Annotated in this window: 16 protein-coding genes; 9 read left to right on the forward strand and 7 right to left on the reverse strand. The window is 58.9% G+C overall.

The features are described from left to right. Positions 1 to 36 precede the first annotated feature (36 nt). Positions 37 to 1,059, forward strand: coding sequence for an L-threonylcarbamoyladenylate synthase (locus K7J14_RS06035; protein ID WP_230754328.1), 1,023 nt, complete (start codon positions 37 to 39; stop codon positions 1,057 to 1,059). On the opposite strand, the gene pepF is transcribed toward K7J14_RS06035, so the two are convergent. The 4 genes from pepF to K7J14_RS06055 are packed head-to-tail and all read right to left on the reverse strand — an operon-like array spanning position 1,056 to position 3,867. After that, positions 1,056 to 2,873, reverse strand: a complete 1,818-nt coding sequence (pepF, locus tag K7J14_RS06040; protein ID WP_230754330.1) for an oligoendopeptidase F — start codon at positions 2,871 to 2,873, stop codon at positions 1,056 to 1,058. The two genes, K7J14_RS06035 and pepF, sit on opposite strands and share 4 nt — an antisense overlap. Continuing rightward, positions 2,870 to 3,103 carry a hypothetical protein gene (locus K7J14_RS06045; protein ID WP_230754332.1) on the reverse strand — a complete coding sequence of 78 codons (234 nt, stop codon included), beginning with the start codon at positions 3,101 to 3,103 and terminating at the stop codon, positions 2,870 to 2,872. Before K7J14_RS06045 ends, pepF begins: the two co-directional genes overlap by 4 nt. After that, positions 3,100 to 3,615, reverse strand: coding sequence for a DOMON domain-containing protein (locus K7J14_RS06050; protein ID WP_230754334.1), 516 nt, complete (start codon positions 3,613 to 3,615; stop codon positions 3,100 to 3,102). Before K7J14_RS06050 ends, K7J14_RS06045 begins: the two co-directional genes overlap by 4 nt. A 45-nt stretch (positions 3,616 to 3,660) precedes the next feature. Then, the gene (locus tag K7J14_RS06055; protein WP_230754336.1) at positions 3,661 to 3,867 is read right to left on the reverse strand and encodes a DUF2007 domain-containing protein; all 207 of its coding nucleotides are present in this window, start codon (positions 3,865 to 3,867) and stop codon (positions 3,661 to 3,663) included. A 56-nt stretch (positions 3,868 to 3,923) separates the two neighbouring features. On the opposite strand from K7J14_RS06055, the gene K7J14_RS06060 reads away from it, so the two are divergent. Both K7J14_RS06060 and K7J14_RS06065 read left to right on the forward strand, forming a co-directional pair. Next, positions 3,924 to 4,463 (forward strand): hypothetical protein, encoded by a 540-nt coding sequence (locus K7J14_RS06060; protein ID WP_230754338.1) that lies wholly within the window; start codon positions 3,924 to 3,926, stop codon positions 4,461 to 4,463. Further along, the gene (locus K7J14_RS06065; RefSeq protein ID WP_230754340.1) at positions 4,460 to 4,633 is read left to right on the forward strand and encodes a DUF5680 domain-containing protein; all 174 of its coding nucleotides are present in this window, start codon (positions 4,460 to 4,462) and stop codon (positions 4,631 to 4,633) included. Before K7J14_RS06060 ends, K7J14_RS06065 begins: the two co-directional genes overlap by 4 nt. 65 nt (positions 4,634 to 4,698) lie before the next feature. Here the strand turns inward: K7J14_RS06065 and K7J14_RS06070 are convergent, their stop codons facing one another. Next, positions 4,699 to 5,598 (reverse strand): carbohydrate kinase family protein, encoded by a 900-nt coding sequence (locus K7J14_RS06070; RefSeq protein WP_230754342.1) that lies wholly within the window; start codon positions 5,596 to 5,598, stop codon positions 4,699 to 4,701. Between the two features lie 132 nt (positions 5,599 to 5,730). Between K7J14_RS06070 and K7J14_RS06075 the strand changes: the two genes are divergently transcribed. Together K7J14_RS06075 and K7J14_RS06080 are read left to right on the forward strand one after the other, a co-directional pair. Next, the gene (locus K7J14_RS06075; RefSeq protein ID WP_230754345.1) at positions 5,731 to 6,861 is read left to right on the forward strand and encodes a PAS domain-containing protein; all 1,131 of its coding nucleotides are present in this window, start codon (positions 5,731 to 5,733) and stop codon (positions 6,859 to 6,861) included. A gap of 89 nt (positions 6,862 to 6,950) precedes the next feature. Further along, positions 6,951 to 7,535, forward strand: a complete 585-nt coding sequence (locus tag K7J14_RS06080) for a hypothetical protein (protein WP_230754347.1) — start codon at positions 6,951 to 6,953, stop codon at positions 7,533 to 7,535. Positions 7,536 to 7,614: 79 nt separating this feature from the next. Here K7J14_RS06080 and htpG read toward each other — a convergent pair whose 3' ends face one another. After that, positions 7,615 to 9,561 carry a molecular chaperone HtpG gene (gene htpG / locus K7J14_RS06085; protein ID WP_230754349.1) on the reverse strand — a complete coding sequence of 649 codons (1,947 nt, stop codon included), beginning with the start codon at positions 9,559 to 9,561 and terminating at the stop codon, positions 7,615 to 7,617. A 95-nt stretch (positions 9,562 to 9,656) separates the two neighbouring features. On the opposite strand from htpG, the gene K7J14_RS06090 reads away from it, so the two are divergent. Further along, complete coding sequence (locus K7J14_RS06090; RefSeq protein ID WP_230754351.1) at positions 9,657 to 10,670, forward strand: omptin family outer membrane protease; 1,014 nt, start codon at positions 9,657 to 9,659, stop codon at positions 10,668 to 10,670. A 107-nt stretch (positions 10,671 to 10,777) separates the two neighbouring features. Here K7J14_RS06090 and K7J14_RS06095 read toward each other — a convergent pair whose 3' ends face one another. Then, a complete protein-coding gene (locus K7J14_RS06095) occupies positions 10,778 to 12,997 on the reverse strand; it encodes a radical SAM protein (RefSeq protein ID WP_230754353.1) in 2,220 nt (739 codons plus the stop codon). 56 nt (positions 12,998 to 13,053) lie between these two features. Here K7J14_RS06095 and K7J14_RS06100 point away from each other — a divergent pair, with 56 nt between their 5' ends. The 3 genes from K7J14_RS06100 to K7J14_RS06110 are packed head-to-tail and all read left to right on the forward strand — an operon-like array spanning position 13,054 to position 15,606. Beyond that, the gene (locus tag K7J14_RS06100; RefSeq protein ID WP_230754355.1) at positions 13,054 to 13,833 is read left to right on the forward strand and encodes an ABC transporter permease; all 780 of its coding nucleotides are present in this window, start codon (positions 13,054 to 13,056) and stop codon (positions 13,831 to 13,833) included. A gap of 7 nt (positions 13,834 to 13,840) precedes the next feature. Then, positions 13,841 to 14,587 (forward strand): ATP-binding cassette domain-containing protein, encoded by a 747-nt coding sequence (locus K7J14_RS06105; protein ID WP_230754357.1) that lies wholly within the window; start codon positions 13,841 to 13,843, stop codon positions 14,585 to 14,587. Further along, complete coding sequence (locus K7J14_RS06110; RefSeq protein WP_230754359.1) at positions 14,584 to 15,606, forward strand: MlaD family protein; 1,023 nt, start codon at positions 14,584 to 14,586, stop codon at positions 15,604 to 15,606. The genes K7J14_RS06105 and K7J14_RS06110 overlap by 4 nt, the downstream gene beginning before the upstream one ends. The last annotated feature ends 10 nt before the right edge of the window (positions 15,607 to 15,616 follow it).

Raw genomic sequence — 15,616 nt, forward strand, 5'->3', positions numbered from 1 at the left:
CTGACACAACCGCCGGATCGTGATAGAATCGCCGTCATGACCACAGAACTGCTGACTCCCGACGGAACAGAACGCGCGGGAGAACTGATACGGCAGGGAAAACTCGTCGTCTTCCCGACCGAAACCGTGTACGGCCTCGGAGCCGACGCCCTCGATCCCGGCGCGTGCCGCAGAATTTTCGAGGCGAAGGGGCGCCCCCAGGACAACCCCCTCATCGTCCATATATACGACCGCTCGCAGGTCGATCTCGTCGCACGCTCCCTTCCTCCCGGAGCGGAAATTCTCATGGACTCCTTCTGGCCCGGCCCGCTCACCCTCGTTTTACCGAAGAGAAGCGCGGTAAGCGATGTGGTAACCGCGGGACTCGATACCGTCGGCGTGCGCATGCCGCGCCATCCTGCGGCCCTCGATTTTCTGAAAGCCGCGGGAACGCCGGTCGCGGCGCCCTCCGCCAACCGCTCGGGAAAACCGAGCCCGACTAATTTCGCCATGGCCCGATCGGCCATGGAAGGCAGGGCCGAAGCGATCATCGACGGAGGCCAGTGCGAAACCGGGCTCGAATCGACCGTCGCCGCCTGGACGGACACCGCCGCCGGCAGGGGCTGGACCATTCTGCGCCCCGGAGCAGTAACGCGGGAGGATCTCTACTCCGTACTGGACGATCTCTACCTTTCGCAGGAGAGCGCGCGGGACGAAGGCCTCCTCGCCCGGTCTCCCGGAACGAGGCATCCCCATTACCAGCCGAGGGCAGAAGTCAGGCTGTTTTCCGATGCGGAAGAACTCGAACGGGCGAATGCAGCGGGATGCTATCAAGGATGGGCGGTTCTCTGCGCGGAGGAAGCGAAGAACGCGGCGGAAACCGGAAGAGGGCCGCTCCTGGTGCGAAGCTATCCCGGATGGATCGCCCTCGCGCGCCGCCTCTACTCGGATTTCTACGAGCTCGACGCCGCGGGGGTTCCCGGAATCCTCGCCCAAATCCCGACTGAAGAAGGCGGAATTTCTGACGCCCTGCGGAACCGGCTTTTAAAAGCCAGCGCAGGGCGCCTCATAGAAATTTAAATTAATCGTTCCAACAGATCGATATAGGATTCGAGCACCTCGTAAGCGCTGTCCATCGCCGCAGGAGAGGTCATATCCACCCCCGCCCGCGCGAGCGCGTCCACCGGATAGACCGATGAACCCGCTGAAATAAACTCGACGTAGCGTTCTGCGGCGGCGCGGTCTCCGGCAAGCACCGGCTTCGCGAGCGCATGGGCCGCGCTGATCCCCGTCGCGTACTGGAATACGTAGAAATTCGCATACAGATGTCCGAACTGGGCCCAGGTCGAACCTTCGCGGTCTTCGTCGAGCATAACCGCGTCCCCGTAGCCTTCCGCGAACAGCTTAGCCATCAGCGCTCGAAGATCGCCGTCCGTAAGTCCCTCCCCGGCTTCGATGCGTGAGTGCACCTCTTTCTCGAACAGGGCCAGAATCGGCATGATGAAAAAATACCGATGGAAGTTCTCCATCGCCTCTTCGACGAGGGCGATTTGAAATTCCCTGTCCTTCTCTATCGAAAACAAATGAGCCCGCGTCATCGCCTGATGGAAATTCGAGGCGACCTCAGCGACGAAGATGCTGTAGTCGGCATACACGGGAGGCTGAGTTTTCCAGGTATGGAGGCTGTGCATCGAATGCCCGAGTTCGTGGGTGAGCGTGCTCATCGACGACAGGTCGTCCGTCCAGCTCATCTTGATGAAGGGAAAAAGCCCCTGCGCCCCATAGCTGAAGGCCCCGCCGCCCTTCCCTTCCGTCGGATAGACGTCCACCCAGCGGTCTTCGAGGCAGCCCTTCCGCAAGGCCGCGGCGTAGTCCCCGCCCAGCGGTTCGAGCGCGTCCGCGATCCAGCCGACAGCCTGCTCGTACCCGATCTTCGGCGGTTTTTTGGAAAGCGGCGCCCAGATATCCCAGTGGGACATTTTTTCAAGGCCGAGCGCGGCCGCCTTCGCCTTCCAGTAGCGGTGCCACAGGGGAAGCCGCGAACGGAAGGTCGCGAGCGTCTGATCGTATACGGAGCGCGGAATGTTCACGCCGAAGAGGGCCGCCTCGAGGGACGACCCGTATCCGCGGGCCCGCGCGAGAAACACGTCTTTTTTAACCGCCGCGGAGTAAATCGCCGCGAGGGTCGGCCCGAAGGCCAGATGCGCGTCGCAATAGCTTTCCCAGGCGCTGCGGCGCAGCGTTCTGTCCGGGCTGGAAAGCAGGGCCTCCACCGAGCTCTGTGCCACCGGATGCCGGGCGCCTTGCGAATCGACGGCGTCGTCGAAGCGCAGATCCGAGTCGGCGAGCGCGTCGCGTACGGAATCTATCCCCGCGAACACCTCGCCGGCGGAGCCCAGCAGGGCCTCTATCTCCCGGGAGCGCACATGAGAGCGCTGGCGGAAGAGGTCTTCCAGCCAATGCCGGTAGACCGCGAGAGAGGGCGACTCCGCGGTCCACGCGAGAAGCCGCTCCTCACCGAGCGCGATGAGCTCAGGCTCGATAAAGGCCGACGCTTCCGCGAAACGGCTCTCCGCCCCCGCCGCCCGGCTTTCCATGGAGCGGGCCTCCGCGTCGCCGGAATCGACGGCGCCGCGCATGACCGCGTAGAAAATCAGTTTTCCCAGGCGATTGCCCAGCCGGTCCCGAAGGTCCAGCGCCGCCGCAGGGAGAGCAGGACCTTCGGCCAGGCGGCCGTTGAGTTTATTCAGCTCCGGAAGCTCCTGTAGAAAAGAGGCGAGCTCAAGGCTCCACTCTTCGGTTCCAGAAAAAACGCTTTCCGAATTCCATCTATATCTCTTTTCTATGCTTTCCTTGACGGGAAGCGCGTTGCGAGTCTGTTCTTCGGCGCTCATTTTTTTGCGGAGCTCTTGAAGATCTGCGCCTTGATCCAGCTGAAATTAAGGACGATGTGGGCGACAACGAGCAGAACCAGGGCGAAGCCGAGCTTGCCGTGCAGGTTCCAGGAAATCTCGCCGGCGAGTCCGGAACCCATCAGCATGCCGGTTCCCGCCTGTACGGCGAAGGTCAGGAAGAGCAGCGAATTCACGACTATCAGGAGAGAGGTTTTGGTTTTCGGCTTCATGGGATCATGTCCCCCTTGCCCTTTTTATTGTGCTTCGAGGTAAAAGAATCCTTGGCGGAAGACGCGAAAATCGCCTTGACGCTTTTTCCCGCTTCAAGCTTCGCGTCGTACTCGTCCCCGGAATTGAGCGGTATGGAAAAGCGCACCGTGGTGACCCCGTCTTTCTCGGAACCCGAGAGCACGGTCACGTCGGAGGTGCCGCCGATGTCGACGTCCTTTTTATGGCTGATCGAGCCGGTTCCGAAGTGGTCCTCGGCTACGACCTCGCCGGAGGGCGTCACCGCGAACAGATACATGTCCGCGTCCTTCATGATCCGGGTGGGCCCGAATCCCACGGAAATCCACCCCGTCGTCGGAGCGGACAATTCGGCTACAAGCGACGAACCTTCGATTTTCCAGGAAAACGAAAAGTTCCCGTCTGAAAAGTTTCCGTCCGCAACCGCGGGAACCGCGAAGAGAACGGCCAGTGCGAATCCGAGCATAAGAGTGCCGGCAAAAGTGTTTGTTTTCATGGTTATAATGTAATGTAATACGGGGAAAACACCAACATTCATTTTCTACTTTCCGGCGGCCGAACGCGGCGCGCTTCGATACCGCTTCGAATCGAGAAGCCCGAGCGCGCGCTGATAGTCCCCGGAAGAGACGTACACCCGCACCGAACCCCGCTGGGTATCCTTTTTAACATAGGGAATCACGTGTTCCTCGAGCAGCACGGTCACCTGCCCGGCATCGTCGTTCGAGCGATACGCTCCGATCAATTCCATGACGCGCCTCCTTTTAAAAAATGTTCCGCCGCAGAATCTCATGATATAATTATAGTATGTCAGTCAAACGCGCCGCACGGTTTCTCAACCGGATTATCGAAACAACCATCATTTTATTCGGAATTATCGTCATTCTCGCTCTGGTGCAGCACGGCACCGGAATTTTCACTCCGATATTACGGGAATTTTCAAATCGCATGGCTCAAGCTGAACGGCTCCTCGACAAGAGGACTATGCTGGGCATTTCATCAGGAATGATAGTATTCACCCTCGCATCCCTCCTGTTTCCGTTGTTCCTGCGCCGCGTAAATAAAGCGCAGTACCGCGTGAACACCTTGCGGGGAATCATCTCGTCCGTGGTGTTCTTTTTTACGCAGATGCTCTATTCCTGGGCCGCTCTGAAAAGCCGCCTCCACATGTTCGCGTCTATGGCCCTGGCAATCATCGCCACCCTCGTCATCATCGAATTCCTGTCCCATCTCATCAGCAACGAAGAAGAAGTCTCCTTCAGGACGGACCTCCTGTCCGCCGCCTCCTCGGGCCTCGCCGCCGGTATCGTCATCCGCCTGATCCAAATCGCCGCCGCTCAATTGTGACCGGAACGTGCCGGAAGGTAGCGCCGAACCGCGGGCTCTATGCATCGGGAGACTACACCTACCACTGCGCAGTCGAGGGAAGCTTCGAGTGGTACTCAGGCAGGGAGGAAATCTTCCTCGCCGGAAAGCCGATCTACGAATGCCTGTTCCACGGCGGCCTGGTAAAATAGAATATTTTCGAACATAACGGCGGAGCGCCGCAGGCAGAGGCAAACGGCCGGATGCTGCAGGACGGCTAGGCGCCCAGTTCGGCGATCTTCTGCAGAAGGGCTTCGTCGTATTCAGGGATGGCGCCCTTTCGCGTCACCACGAAATCGGCTAGCTCGGCGCCGAAAGAAAGGGCGCGACTCACCGGGCAGCCCCGGCCGAGCGCCGCCAAAAAGCCCGCGGAGAAGCTGTCTCCCGCGCCCACGGTGTCCACGACGGCGACCTTCGCGGGAACCGAGCGAGCGGTTTCCCCCGCGTGCCGCGCCAGGGCGCCGGCCTTCCCGAGCGTGACGAGCACGATGCGCAAACCGTAACGGCCGATCATTGCGTCCGCGAACGATTCTTCCGTGTCCGCCGAAAGCGGTATATCCAGGAGGGCGGCAAGAATCGCCACCTCCTCGTCGTTCACCTTCAGAATGTCCGCGAACTTCAAGCCGTCTTCCAGAATTTCGCGGGAGTAGTAGTTCTTGCGAAGATTCACGTCGAAAAACACGGTTTTGGCCGAAACGCTTTCAAGGATCCGCCTGAGGCACGCCCTGCTCGCCGGAGAGCGCTGTGCAAGGGTGCCGAAGCAGACGACGTCCCACTCGGCGGATTGAATCGCCTTCAATTGCTCTTCGGAGAGATCTATAGCGTCCCACGCGCACGGGTCGTTGAACTCGTAGGAAGGAATCCCCTTGTCGAGGAAGATGGTCGCGGTTCCGGTAGGCAGGCCGGGGAGCGCAGACACATAGTCCGCGCCCACTCCGAGCGCGCGAACGAGGGACAGAGCCTCGTCCCCCCGCCGGTCCGCTCCGACCGCGGACACGATGCACGAATCCGCCCCCAGCCGCGCCAAATGCCCGGCAACGTTGAGCGGAGCCCCGCCAAGAGTCTGATGATCCGCGAACACATCCCACAGGATTTCCCCGAAAGCAAGACTTTTCATCTGCTCGATTATACGGCCGTTCCGGGGTAATCGCAACAAGCCTTCCCGCGATTATGACAAATGTCATATTTCCCGTTTTTTATCGCTCAAATTCCGCTAAAAGGGATTATTCTATTAGCGGAGGAGCGACGCATGGAACTTATTCACACCGGCGACGAAAAGACTGAAGATTTGATCCGGTATCTCCGCCTGTTAGGAGCGGGAGAAACAAACCGTGAAACCTACGACCGTTTTTCGGGAGCGCTGAAAAGCGCCGATCCGTTCAGCGTAAACGCTGCCCTGCACCGGGTTCTTTCGGAAGCGGAATCGGTGGAAGCATGGAAGGCTCCTGTGGCGCGGTTTCTCCGGGCGGCTGCGGCGGCCCTGGAAGCGCTGCCGCTTCCGGACTATCCGGAGAATCATCCGCTGGCCCTGCTTGATGCCGAAAACGGCGAGATCGTGCGCGCGCTCGAATCGCTGCAGTCGATAGCCCGCGGAATCCCCGGAAGCGAGGCGAATCCGCAGGCAGTCGTTATTCAGAACAGGCTGCGCGAGTTCTCTCTTCTCGGCGCGCATTACGCAAGACTCCAGAACGAGCTCTTTCCCCTTTTCGAAACCGCGGCGCAGGACCATGACTGCGTCGCCCTGATGTGGTCGATACAGGACGACGTCCTCGAGTTGTTGAAGCGGCTCCAGTCCCCCGGCGCAGCCGATGACGGGGCGGCCTTTCTGAAGGACTTCGGAACCTTCTACCTCACCGCGGCGTCCCTCGTATGGCGCGAGCGCAGGGTTCTCTATCCAGCCGCGTTCCGCGCAGTTCCCGAGCGAATCTTTCTGCCGAAGGAGGGACGCGCCGGCCCGGTTTCGACCGCAGGCGGAGCAGAACCCTGCTTTATCAGCTCCACCGGTTCTCTCACCCAGGTTCAGCTGGAAGCTGTTTTCAAAGTCCTGCCGGTAGACGTGTCGTTCATCGGCGCGGACGACCGCGTAAAGTTCTACTCCGACCCGCCGCACCGAGTGTTCCCGCGCAGCCCGCAGATCATCGGTCGGCTGGTGCAGAACTGCCATCCCCCGAAAAGCGTCGCGACGGTAGAAAAAATCCTTGCGTCCTTCAAGGACGGATCGGAAGACTCGGCGGAATTCTGGCTCTCCATGAAGGGGCGATTCATCCACATCGAATACTTCGCCCTCCGCGACGACTCAGGCGCCTATCTCGGCACCCTGGAAGTCAGCGGCGACGCAACTGCCGTGCGCGCCCTGGAGGGAGAAAAGCGGCTTTTATAGAGAAAGGCCGTCGGAACCCGGAAATGCGCTGAACGAGGGCTATACTGGCAGTCGTCGCGCGCGTTGCGCACGCGAACGGAGGATTGAACATGAAAAGAAAAAACGTATTCGGTTTGCTGATGGTCGCCGCGTGTTCGGCGCTTCTTTCTGCCGAACTTCCCGGAACAATCGAAAAGATTCCGCTTTTCAAGGGAATGGTTCTGGAATCCGAAGAGACGGCGCCGGCGGACGGGGAGCTATTGCTCGGAATCGTCCGCACCTATACGGTCAATGCGGCGCCGGAAGAGGTGCTCGCCTTTTATGAAAAGGCGCTGGCTATAAGAGAGCGATTCGGCGAGAGCGGGGACCAGAACGACCTCAAGGTGAAGGAATTCGTCCCACCGTCGATGCAGGTGTATTTCTGGGACGAGAACTACTTCATCGACGGCGACTTCGGAGAAGGCGGATCGTCCAATCGGGGCTGGATGAAAAAGGAACTATCGAAGCGGATAAAAGACCGCGAAGGATACTGGGTGCAAAACGCCTCGGCCCTCTGGTATTACCGCGATACGGCGAACACCCTTACCGAGCTTCAGGTGATGCTGGACGATTTGAGCATCAACGAAGACGAGGGAACCTATAGGCTTCGCACGCAGGTCGCCATCCGGGTTGTTCGATATACATACGGGTTCTGATCGAAACAGAGCCTCAATAAAAAAGCCGTCCGGCTGTTCAACGCCGGACGGCCTTTTTACGCCTCAAGGGCGCAATCTCTTATTTCGCCAACAGGCGGTTAAGCTTCTTAACGAAATCGGCGGGATCCTTCAGCTCGCTTCCTTCCACCAGAAGAGCCTGGTCGAGCAGGATGGAAGAAACGTCCGCGATAAAGGTTTCGTCCTCGCTGTCGCGCACCTTCTGAACAAGCGCGTGATCGGGATTGATCTCGAGAATCGGCTTTACTTCCGTCATGCCGGCCTGACCCATCGCGCGCATCATCCGCTCCATCTGGAGGGAGGGATCGTTCTCGTCCACGACGATGCAGGAGGGAGAGTCGGAAAGTCGCTTTGAAAGATGCACATCCTTCACGCGGTCTCCCAAAGCCTTCTTGATTTTCTCCGCGACCGGCTTAAAGGATTTCTCCTTCTCCTCCGCGGTCTTCTTGTCTTCGTCGGAACCGAGCTCATCGTCCGAGCCGGCCCGGTTCGCGGCTTTCAGATCCCACTCTTTGTGTTTTCCGAGCGAGGGGATGACGATGTCGTCGATCTCGTCCGCCATGATGAGCACTTCGATGCCTTTCTTGCGGAAGGCTTCCAGGTGCGGGCTCTGGCGGAGCGTTTTCTCGTCGCCGCCGGTAAGGTAGTAGATAGCCTTCTGCTCGGGCTTCATGCGGGAAGCGTAGTCGGCGAAGCTCGTCCACTGGGGAGCCGGCTTTACGTTGCCGTCGGAGTCCTTCTCATCCTCGCCTACCCAGGTCGATTTGAAGCGTACCAGTTCCGAAAGCTCCTCGCGGTGGGCGTAGTCGCCGTAGAGGCCTTCCTTGAGCGGGCGGTTGTATTCGGTTATGAACTTCTCGTACTTCGCGCGGTCGTTTTCGGCCAGCTTCTTGAACTCTCCCAGAAGCTTCTTGACGGAGGACGACTGGATGCCGCTGAGAATACGGTTCTGCTGGAGTATTTCGCGGCTGACGTTCAGCGGGAGATCCTCGCTGTCGATGATTCCCCGTACGAAGCGGAGATACACCGGCAAGAGCTCCTTGTCGTCGTCGGTGATGAACACGCGTTTGACGAAGAGCTTCACGCCGCTTTTATAGTCGGCGTTGAACATGTCGAAGGGCGCCTTCTGCGGAACGTAGAACAGCGTCGTGTATTCCTGGGTTCCCTCGGCCTTCGTGTGTACATAGAGCAGCGGATCTTCGCTGTCGTGGGAAAGAGACTTGTAGAAACTCTTGTAGTCTTCTTCCTTGAGTTCGCTCTTCGGCTTCTGCCAGATCGCGCTCGCGTCGTTGATCTGCTCGGCGGTCATCGCCTCGGAGGAAACCTTTCCCTTGTCGTCGTATTCCTTCTTGAGATAGTGCAGGTAGATGGGGAAGGCGATGTGGTCGGAATAGCGCTTGACGATGTCTTCGATCTTCCATCGGGAGGCGAATTCCTTGTCGTCGTCGTTCAAGTACATGACGACGGCCGTGCCGTGAGATCCTTCGCCCACGCCTTCAACAAGCGGGAAGGCCGAGTCGTCGGCTTCCGAAAGATCGTATTCTCCCTTTCCGTCGCTGGTCCACTTCCATACCTTCGAATCTGCGGCCTTTTTCGTAAAGACTTCGATTTTCGAGGCGACCATGAAGGCCGAATAAAACCCGACGCCGAACTGGCCGATGAGGTTCGAGTCTTTCTTCGCGTCGCTCGCGAGCTGCTCGATGAAAGCCTTCGTTCCCGAGCGGGCGATGGTTCCCAGGTTGGAAACGACGTCGTCAGAGTTCATGCCGATGCCGGTATCGCGGACGGTGAGCGTCTTTTTCTCTTCATCGAAGAGGATGTCGATGCGCGGGTCGAAGCGCACGCTCTTGTAGGCTTCGTCCGAAAGAGAAAGGTACTTCAACTTGTCGAGGGCGTCCGAAGCGTTTGAAACGATCTCGCGGAGAAAAATCTCCTTGTTGGAATACATGGAATGGATGATGAGGGTGAGAAGTTGATTGACTTCCGTTTGGAACTGATGTGTCGCCATTTATTCGAGTTCTCCTGAAATGTAAAGGGTATCTTTTACAAAGGTACTTAAATCTATCTGCGAACGGCAAGTCCAAATGTGCTAGAATGGTGTTCATGCGCATCGTAAGCCCCTGCACCGCCGGCATCCGCACAACTTTTATCCGCATGATTTGTTCGATGATGCTTCTCGTGTCCGCGGCGGCGGCCCGGAACCTCGCCGCGATGGAAGCTCCGTCGTTCTCGGCATCTCCTTTTTTCGAAGCCACCCGCGGAAACGCGCTTGAATATGTGTACTACAACGATAAGTTCTTGAGCGAACTGATCTGGGACATGAAGCCGATGCTTTCGGCGGGAATGAAGGCCGATGCCGAGTGGCGCAACGGAGTAAGCATCAGCGTCGAAGGCTCGCTCGCCGTACCCATGAACACCGGCATTATGGAAGATTCGGATTGGTTTAATCTGTATTACTATAATCAGGATACCGAAAAAACCAATTTTTCGCGCCATGAGGCCGAACTCCTGTACGGCGGAAGCCTGGAAGCCCTCATCGGAAAGACGTTCAAGGCAGGAGGCGGCGGAAAACGGGACATCTCGGTTACCCCCGCCCTCGGAATCCGGTATTACCGCTGGAAATGGGACGCCAACGACGGATACACCCAGTACGCGAGCGACTCGGGCGCCTACGTGTGGTCGGAGGATCTGCCGAAAACCCCCATTTATGGAACCGGCATCAGCTATGAACAGCAATACCTCATCCCCATTGCCGCCGTCAGGGCGGATCTATCTTTTTCGACAAATCTGAAGATCTCGACATCGGTCGCCTTGAGCCCCTGGCTCTATTGCTACTCGATCGACAACCACCATCTTACCGGATACGACTACCACGACATCATGACCGGAGGATACCTGTTAGAACCGGCTCTCTCTCTGGAATGGACGGCTGCCTCGAAGGTTGTCCCCTTTCTGAGCCTCAAGTGGACGCAGATCGGCGGGCTTCGGGGAAAAACGGGAGAAATCAATACGGCGGCGAACACCATCTCCTGGTCGTACGCAGAAGACGGCGCAGGGCCGGGAGCGGGGCTCGAAACCGCTGTGTTCCGCGCGGGCGTTGCATTCGCACTCAACTAACGCGGAAAGCCGATCGCTCCGCCTGGCCGCATTTCATGCCGCGGCTGATCCCCGACAACTTCGAACATCGCACGCGGCCGAAGAGTCGCTGCACCCTGCTCTATACGTCATCCGAGCGGACAGATTTTTACCAGGCCGCTTTTCCTGAACGTCTTGAACGTCTTTCGCGGAAGAGCCGCGAGAACTTCGGGAGAGACAGGAATGTCGGCGAAGGCGCGCTGAATGCGCCGCGCGGACTCAGGATCGACGCGCAGGGAATGCTCCTCGCCCAGAAAATACCAGACAAGCTCGCCGTCATCCGAGCCCCGAACGGGAGAACTCCCTGTCCAGCAATAATCGGAGGCCGGGTCGAAGGGTTTGTTCCGCTCGAAATCCCGCGCTTTTTCATACGAGGCGATATACTCGTCGATAAGATCCGCCTGTATTCGCGGAGAGGGCATGCTGAACGGAAACCACTTGCGGACGGGAGAGTCGAGCCCTTCTCCGTGCATCCAGGCCTGGAGCGCGGCGTCGAGAGGGGCGGTATAGAGCTTCGAGGCCTCCTCGCCGGCGAAACGGAGATCGTTGTCCGCGAAGTTTCCCCTCTTGTCTATCGGCTCCAGCTTTGCCGAACCGTTTTCGCCCCGGTGCATTCCGGCCTCCCACTCGCGGTGAACGCGGGAGTGGCGGGTAAGCACGAATTTATGCCAAAAAGCTGAATCTACGAGTCCGGCGGCGAAAAGCTGGCGCATGACTTCAGCCGAATCAACGACGTCCTGCTCAGTCTCGTTCCAGTAGCCGTAGATCAAATAGGAATGCACGAGCACTCCCGCCTCCTTGAAGGCGGCGCAGACTGCCACGAGGTTTTCGAGGTCGATGCCCTTGTCCACGGCCTTGAAGCCCGAAGGGCTGGCGATTTCGATGCCCCCGGAGACGGCGGAAAGCCCGCCGAAGGAGAGGAAGTCGGCAAGGTCGCGGGTGAAGGTTTTCTCGAAGCGGATGTTCCCCCAGAACGAGAGGAGGCCGCCGGAGGGGTCTTCGCGGGCCGCGCGGAGATTGCCGAGGGCGAAGTCGCGAAGAGCCCGGGGCGGGGCCGCTTCGTCGACAAGGTGGATGCCGCGCACTCGGCGCGAGAGGGCCTGGGCGCGGAGGGATTGGTACAAATTTGGTATACCTACCGGTAGGTATACACCAACATAATCAAGACTCACATCGCAGAACGAGCATCTGTGCCAATAGCAGCCGTGAGCAAGATACGCTTTCAGCCAGGCTCCGTCGGACCATAACCGGTGCATCGGATTCGGCGTGTCGGACAATCTCGGATAAAGGGCGAAATCGATGTCCGAATAATCGGGAGAGATCGACGCGGTAAGCCGGTTTTCTTCATCCCTGAGCCCGGGAGGACAGTGCAGAAAGCGCAAGGTCCCGGATCGCCGGGCTTCGGGATCGCGCAACAGAGACAGATACGCTCCGAAGCCGCGGTCGAAGCAGAGAAAGTCCGCATACAGGCCGAGCCGTTCCGCGGAGCAGTTGCGCAGTTCAGTATTCACGTACCCGCCGCCCATGCTGATCAGGGCCCGCTCGCCGAACCGGTTCCTGAGCGCCCGCGCCGTAGCGAGGGCGTTCACCAGACAGCCGGGAAAGGGTATCGAAACGCAGAAGAGCGTCTGCCCGTCCGCGGAAACCGAAGGCTCCAGATCATCGAGAAACCGCTCCAGAAAGGGCTCGTAATAATCGGCCACCAGAGGACGCGAGAGAGCCGTCTCTATCCGTGAAAAGTCGCGTTCGCTCGCCGCGATCGATTCGGCGTAGCGCACCAGGGAAAACTCCCCGTCGACGGCGGCGGTAATGTAGTCGGCGAGATCCTCGATCGCGAGTGTCGCGAGGGTTCGTCCGTCGTCGGCCGTGGGCTCGCCTTCGAGGGAGGCGAAAAATGCGTCCATGCGCGCGCCCCGGGGAGCGTGAGGAGAGCGGACCAGGGCATGGCACAGCTCCCGGTCTCCGCCGCACAATATTGAAATGATCGGATCGATCCAGGAAATCCAGGCCTTTTCAAGCGAAAGGTATCGCTTCAGCTGTCTCGCCGTTTCCGCGCCGGCACCGCCCGAGCGCCAGGCTTTTTCCGCCGCCGCAAGGGCTCCCTCCCGGCTTTTCTCGAACAGGCGCTCAAGCCCGCGAGCGGAAAAAAGATCCCTGAAGAAGAGATTCCCCGCGTCGAACCAGCGGACGTTTTCAATGCCGAACTCGCCGGCTACGCCGCGAAAAAAGGCGGAAAGATAGGCGCCTGCCGGATAGGGTCCGTTGAGCTGGACGAATGGCGGCTGGATTATTACGACCGAACGAATCATTTGTCCAAAATATCACTTTGTTTTACTTTATGCCATTGATGGGATATACTCGAGCCATGATTCAGGCTGTCGGTGCGAAAATCCTCCAGAAAGCCGGCGATTCTCTGTACACCATCGGGTTCTTCGGAAAAACCCTCCGCGGAGCGCTTCCCTTCGTCTACCGCGGACAGGCTTCCTGGAAAATTCTCACCATGCAGATACTGTTCACCTTCGTCGAAGCGCTGGGAATCTCCAGCCTCCTCGGCATGGGAATCGGAGCGGCGGTCCATATTCTGGGCATGCCCATCCTTTCCAGCTTTTCCCAGGAAAAACTGATCTACCCCCTGCTCATCACCATCGTCACCCGAGAGCTCGGCCCCCTGCTCACCGCCTTCATCATCATCGCCCGCTCGGCCACCGCCATCGCGACCGAAATCGCGAGCATGGTCGTCTCGCATGAAATCGAAGCCTACATATCGGTCGGGGTAGATCCGATCGAACACATCGCGGTTCCTCGCTTCCTCGGGGTAACGGTATCCCTATTCCTTTTAAACATTTACTTTTCCCTTTTCGGCCTCGCGGGATCCTTCCTGGTCGTACAGGTTCTGAGCCCCATACCGGCCGTCGAGTATTTTTCCAACCTGCTCCAAAACCTCCGCCTCGCGGACCTGGGAGTTTCGGTGGCTAAAAGCATCGTGTTCGGGATGATCCTCGCGACCGTCGCCGTCGTGCAGGGCTTCTCGGTGGAACGGGCAAGCACGGAGATACCGCAGGCGGGGCTTCGCGCCGTCGGAAGCGCCTTCGCCTGGTGCATCGTCGCGGATCTGGCCGTTTCGGCCGTCTACTATCTTTCGTGAGGAACCCATGAACACCGAAGCGGCGCCTATTCTTGAACTGAGGGATGTCTCTTTCGCGGCCCAGGGAAAACCCATAGTACAGGACGTCTCCTGCGTATTTCCGGAAAACCGGACGACAGCCCTCGTCGGCCCCTCGGGAGGCGGAAAAAGCACCGTCCTCAAACTGGCGGCCGGGCTCATCGTTCCCACGCGCGGAAAAGCCCTCTACCGGGGATATGAAATCGCGACGATGAACCGCCTGAGGAATCTCGAGTTCCGGAAAAACGCCTCCTTCGTGTTTCAGGATTCCGCGCTCTGGGCGAACCAGACGCTCCGCCAGATTCTGGAACTCCCGCTGAAAATCCACAATCCCCGCATGAAGGACGGAGAGAGGGCAAGGAAAATAACTGAAGTCCTGGCGACGACAGGGTACCGCAAGGACATCGATGTGCGTCCCTCCCAACTATCCATGGGAGAACAGAAACTGATCGCGTTTTCGCGCGCGATCCTGTGCGATCCGAAGCTCCTGTTTCTCGACGAGTGGACAGAGTCTCTCGACGACGCGGCGGCAAGGCGTCTGGTCAACCTGGTGAAAGCCCGGAAAGAAAGAGGAGACACGATCGTCTTCGTCAGCCACAGTTATCGGATCATTAAAGAACTCGCGGACACGATACTGATGGTGGAAGACGGCCGAATAAAGCTGAACGTAACGGCGCAGGAATTCGCGGCTGATGAAAACCTCGCCCGGACGATAGAAAAAGGAATCGCTCAATGAAATTCAAGATCCGGTACGCCGATCAAATCGTAGGAACTCTGGCAATAGCGGCGCTCGTCGCCCTGGCTGTAGTCGTCATCCTGCTAGGGAGCAAGCAGCGCTGGTTCGCCCGCGACTACGCGTTCAAGACCACCTTCGCAAGCGCCTCGGGAATTACGCCGGGAATGCCCCTCGTTTACCGCGGATTCACGATCGGGAAAATAACCTCCATCGCGTTGAACGATCAGGACGAGGTGGACGCATCCTTCGTCGTTTTCGACACCTACTACGGGCGGGCCAAAGAAGGATCACTCGTCGAACTGGTGATAAACCCCATCGGACTCGGCAACCAGTTCCTGTTCCACCCGGGCAACGGGACCGCTCTTTTAACGGAGGGAACCCATGTGCCGAGGGTCGACAGCCCGGAGGGCAGGGAGCTCATAGACTCGGGCCTCGCCAAGGTTCAGAAAAAAGACGACACCATCACCAACCTGATCGCCCAGATCAACCCGCTCCTGACTAACATCAACGACACGCTCGGACAGCTCAACGGCGCCTTCCGCGGCACCGGAAAGGGCCCGCTCGCTGACACGATGAAGGGCGTCGCCGCGACGGTGACGGAAGCGGGAGCCATCGCCGGAAGCGTGAACCGCTCGCTCGACGGTTTGCTGGGAGACATCTCGCAGGTTACCGCAAACGTCAGAGGAATCACCGAAAACCTCGAAACCCTGAGCGCGGAAGTGTCGAATCCCGACGGACTCGTCCCCCGCCTCGTCGACCCCGACGGCAGGCTTTTCGGAAGCATCGGCAACTCCCTCGAATCCGTCGAGGCCACCCTTTCGGGCGTGGCCGAATCGGCGGACATGCTGAAGAGCCAGGTTCCGCAGATAGCGGGAGTCATCGAAGAACTGAGGCTCGCCCTGGTCCAGGGACAGGATGTGCTGGAAGCGGTAAAGAACAATCCCCTGCTCAAGGGCGGAGTCAGCCCGCGGGCCGAACCGGTCTCGTCGGGATCGGGCTCGCGCGCGATCGAATTTTAGTGTAAGGGGC

The organism is Teretinema zuelzerae (assembly GCF_021021555.1).
Taxonomy (GTDB): Bacteria; Spirochaetota; Spirochaetia; order Treponematales; family Treponemataceae; genus Teretinema; species Teretinema zuelzerae.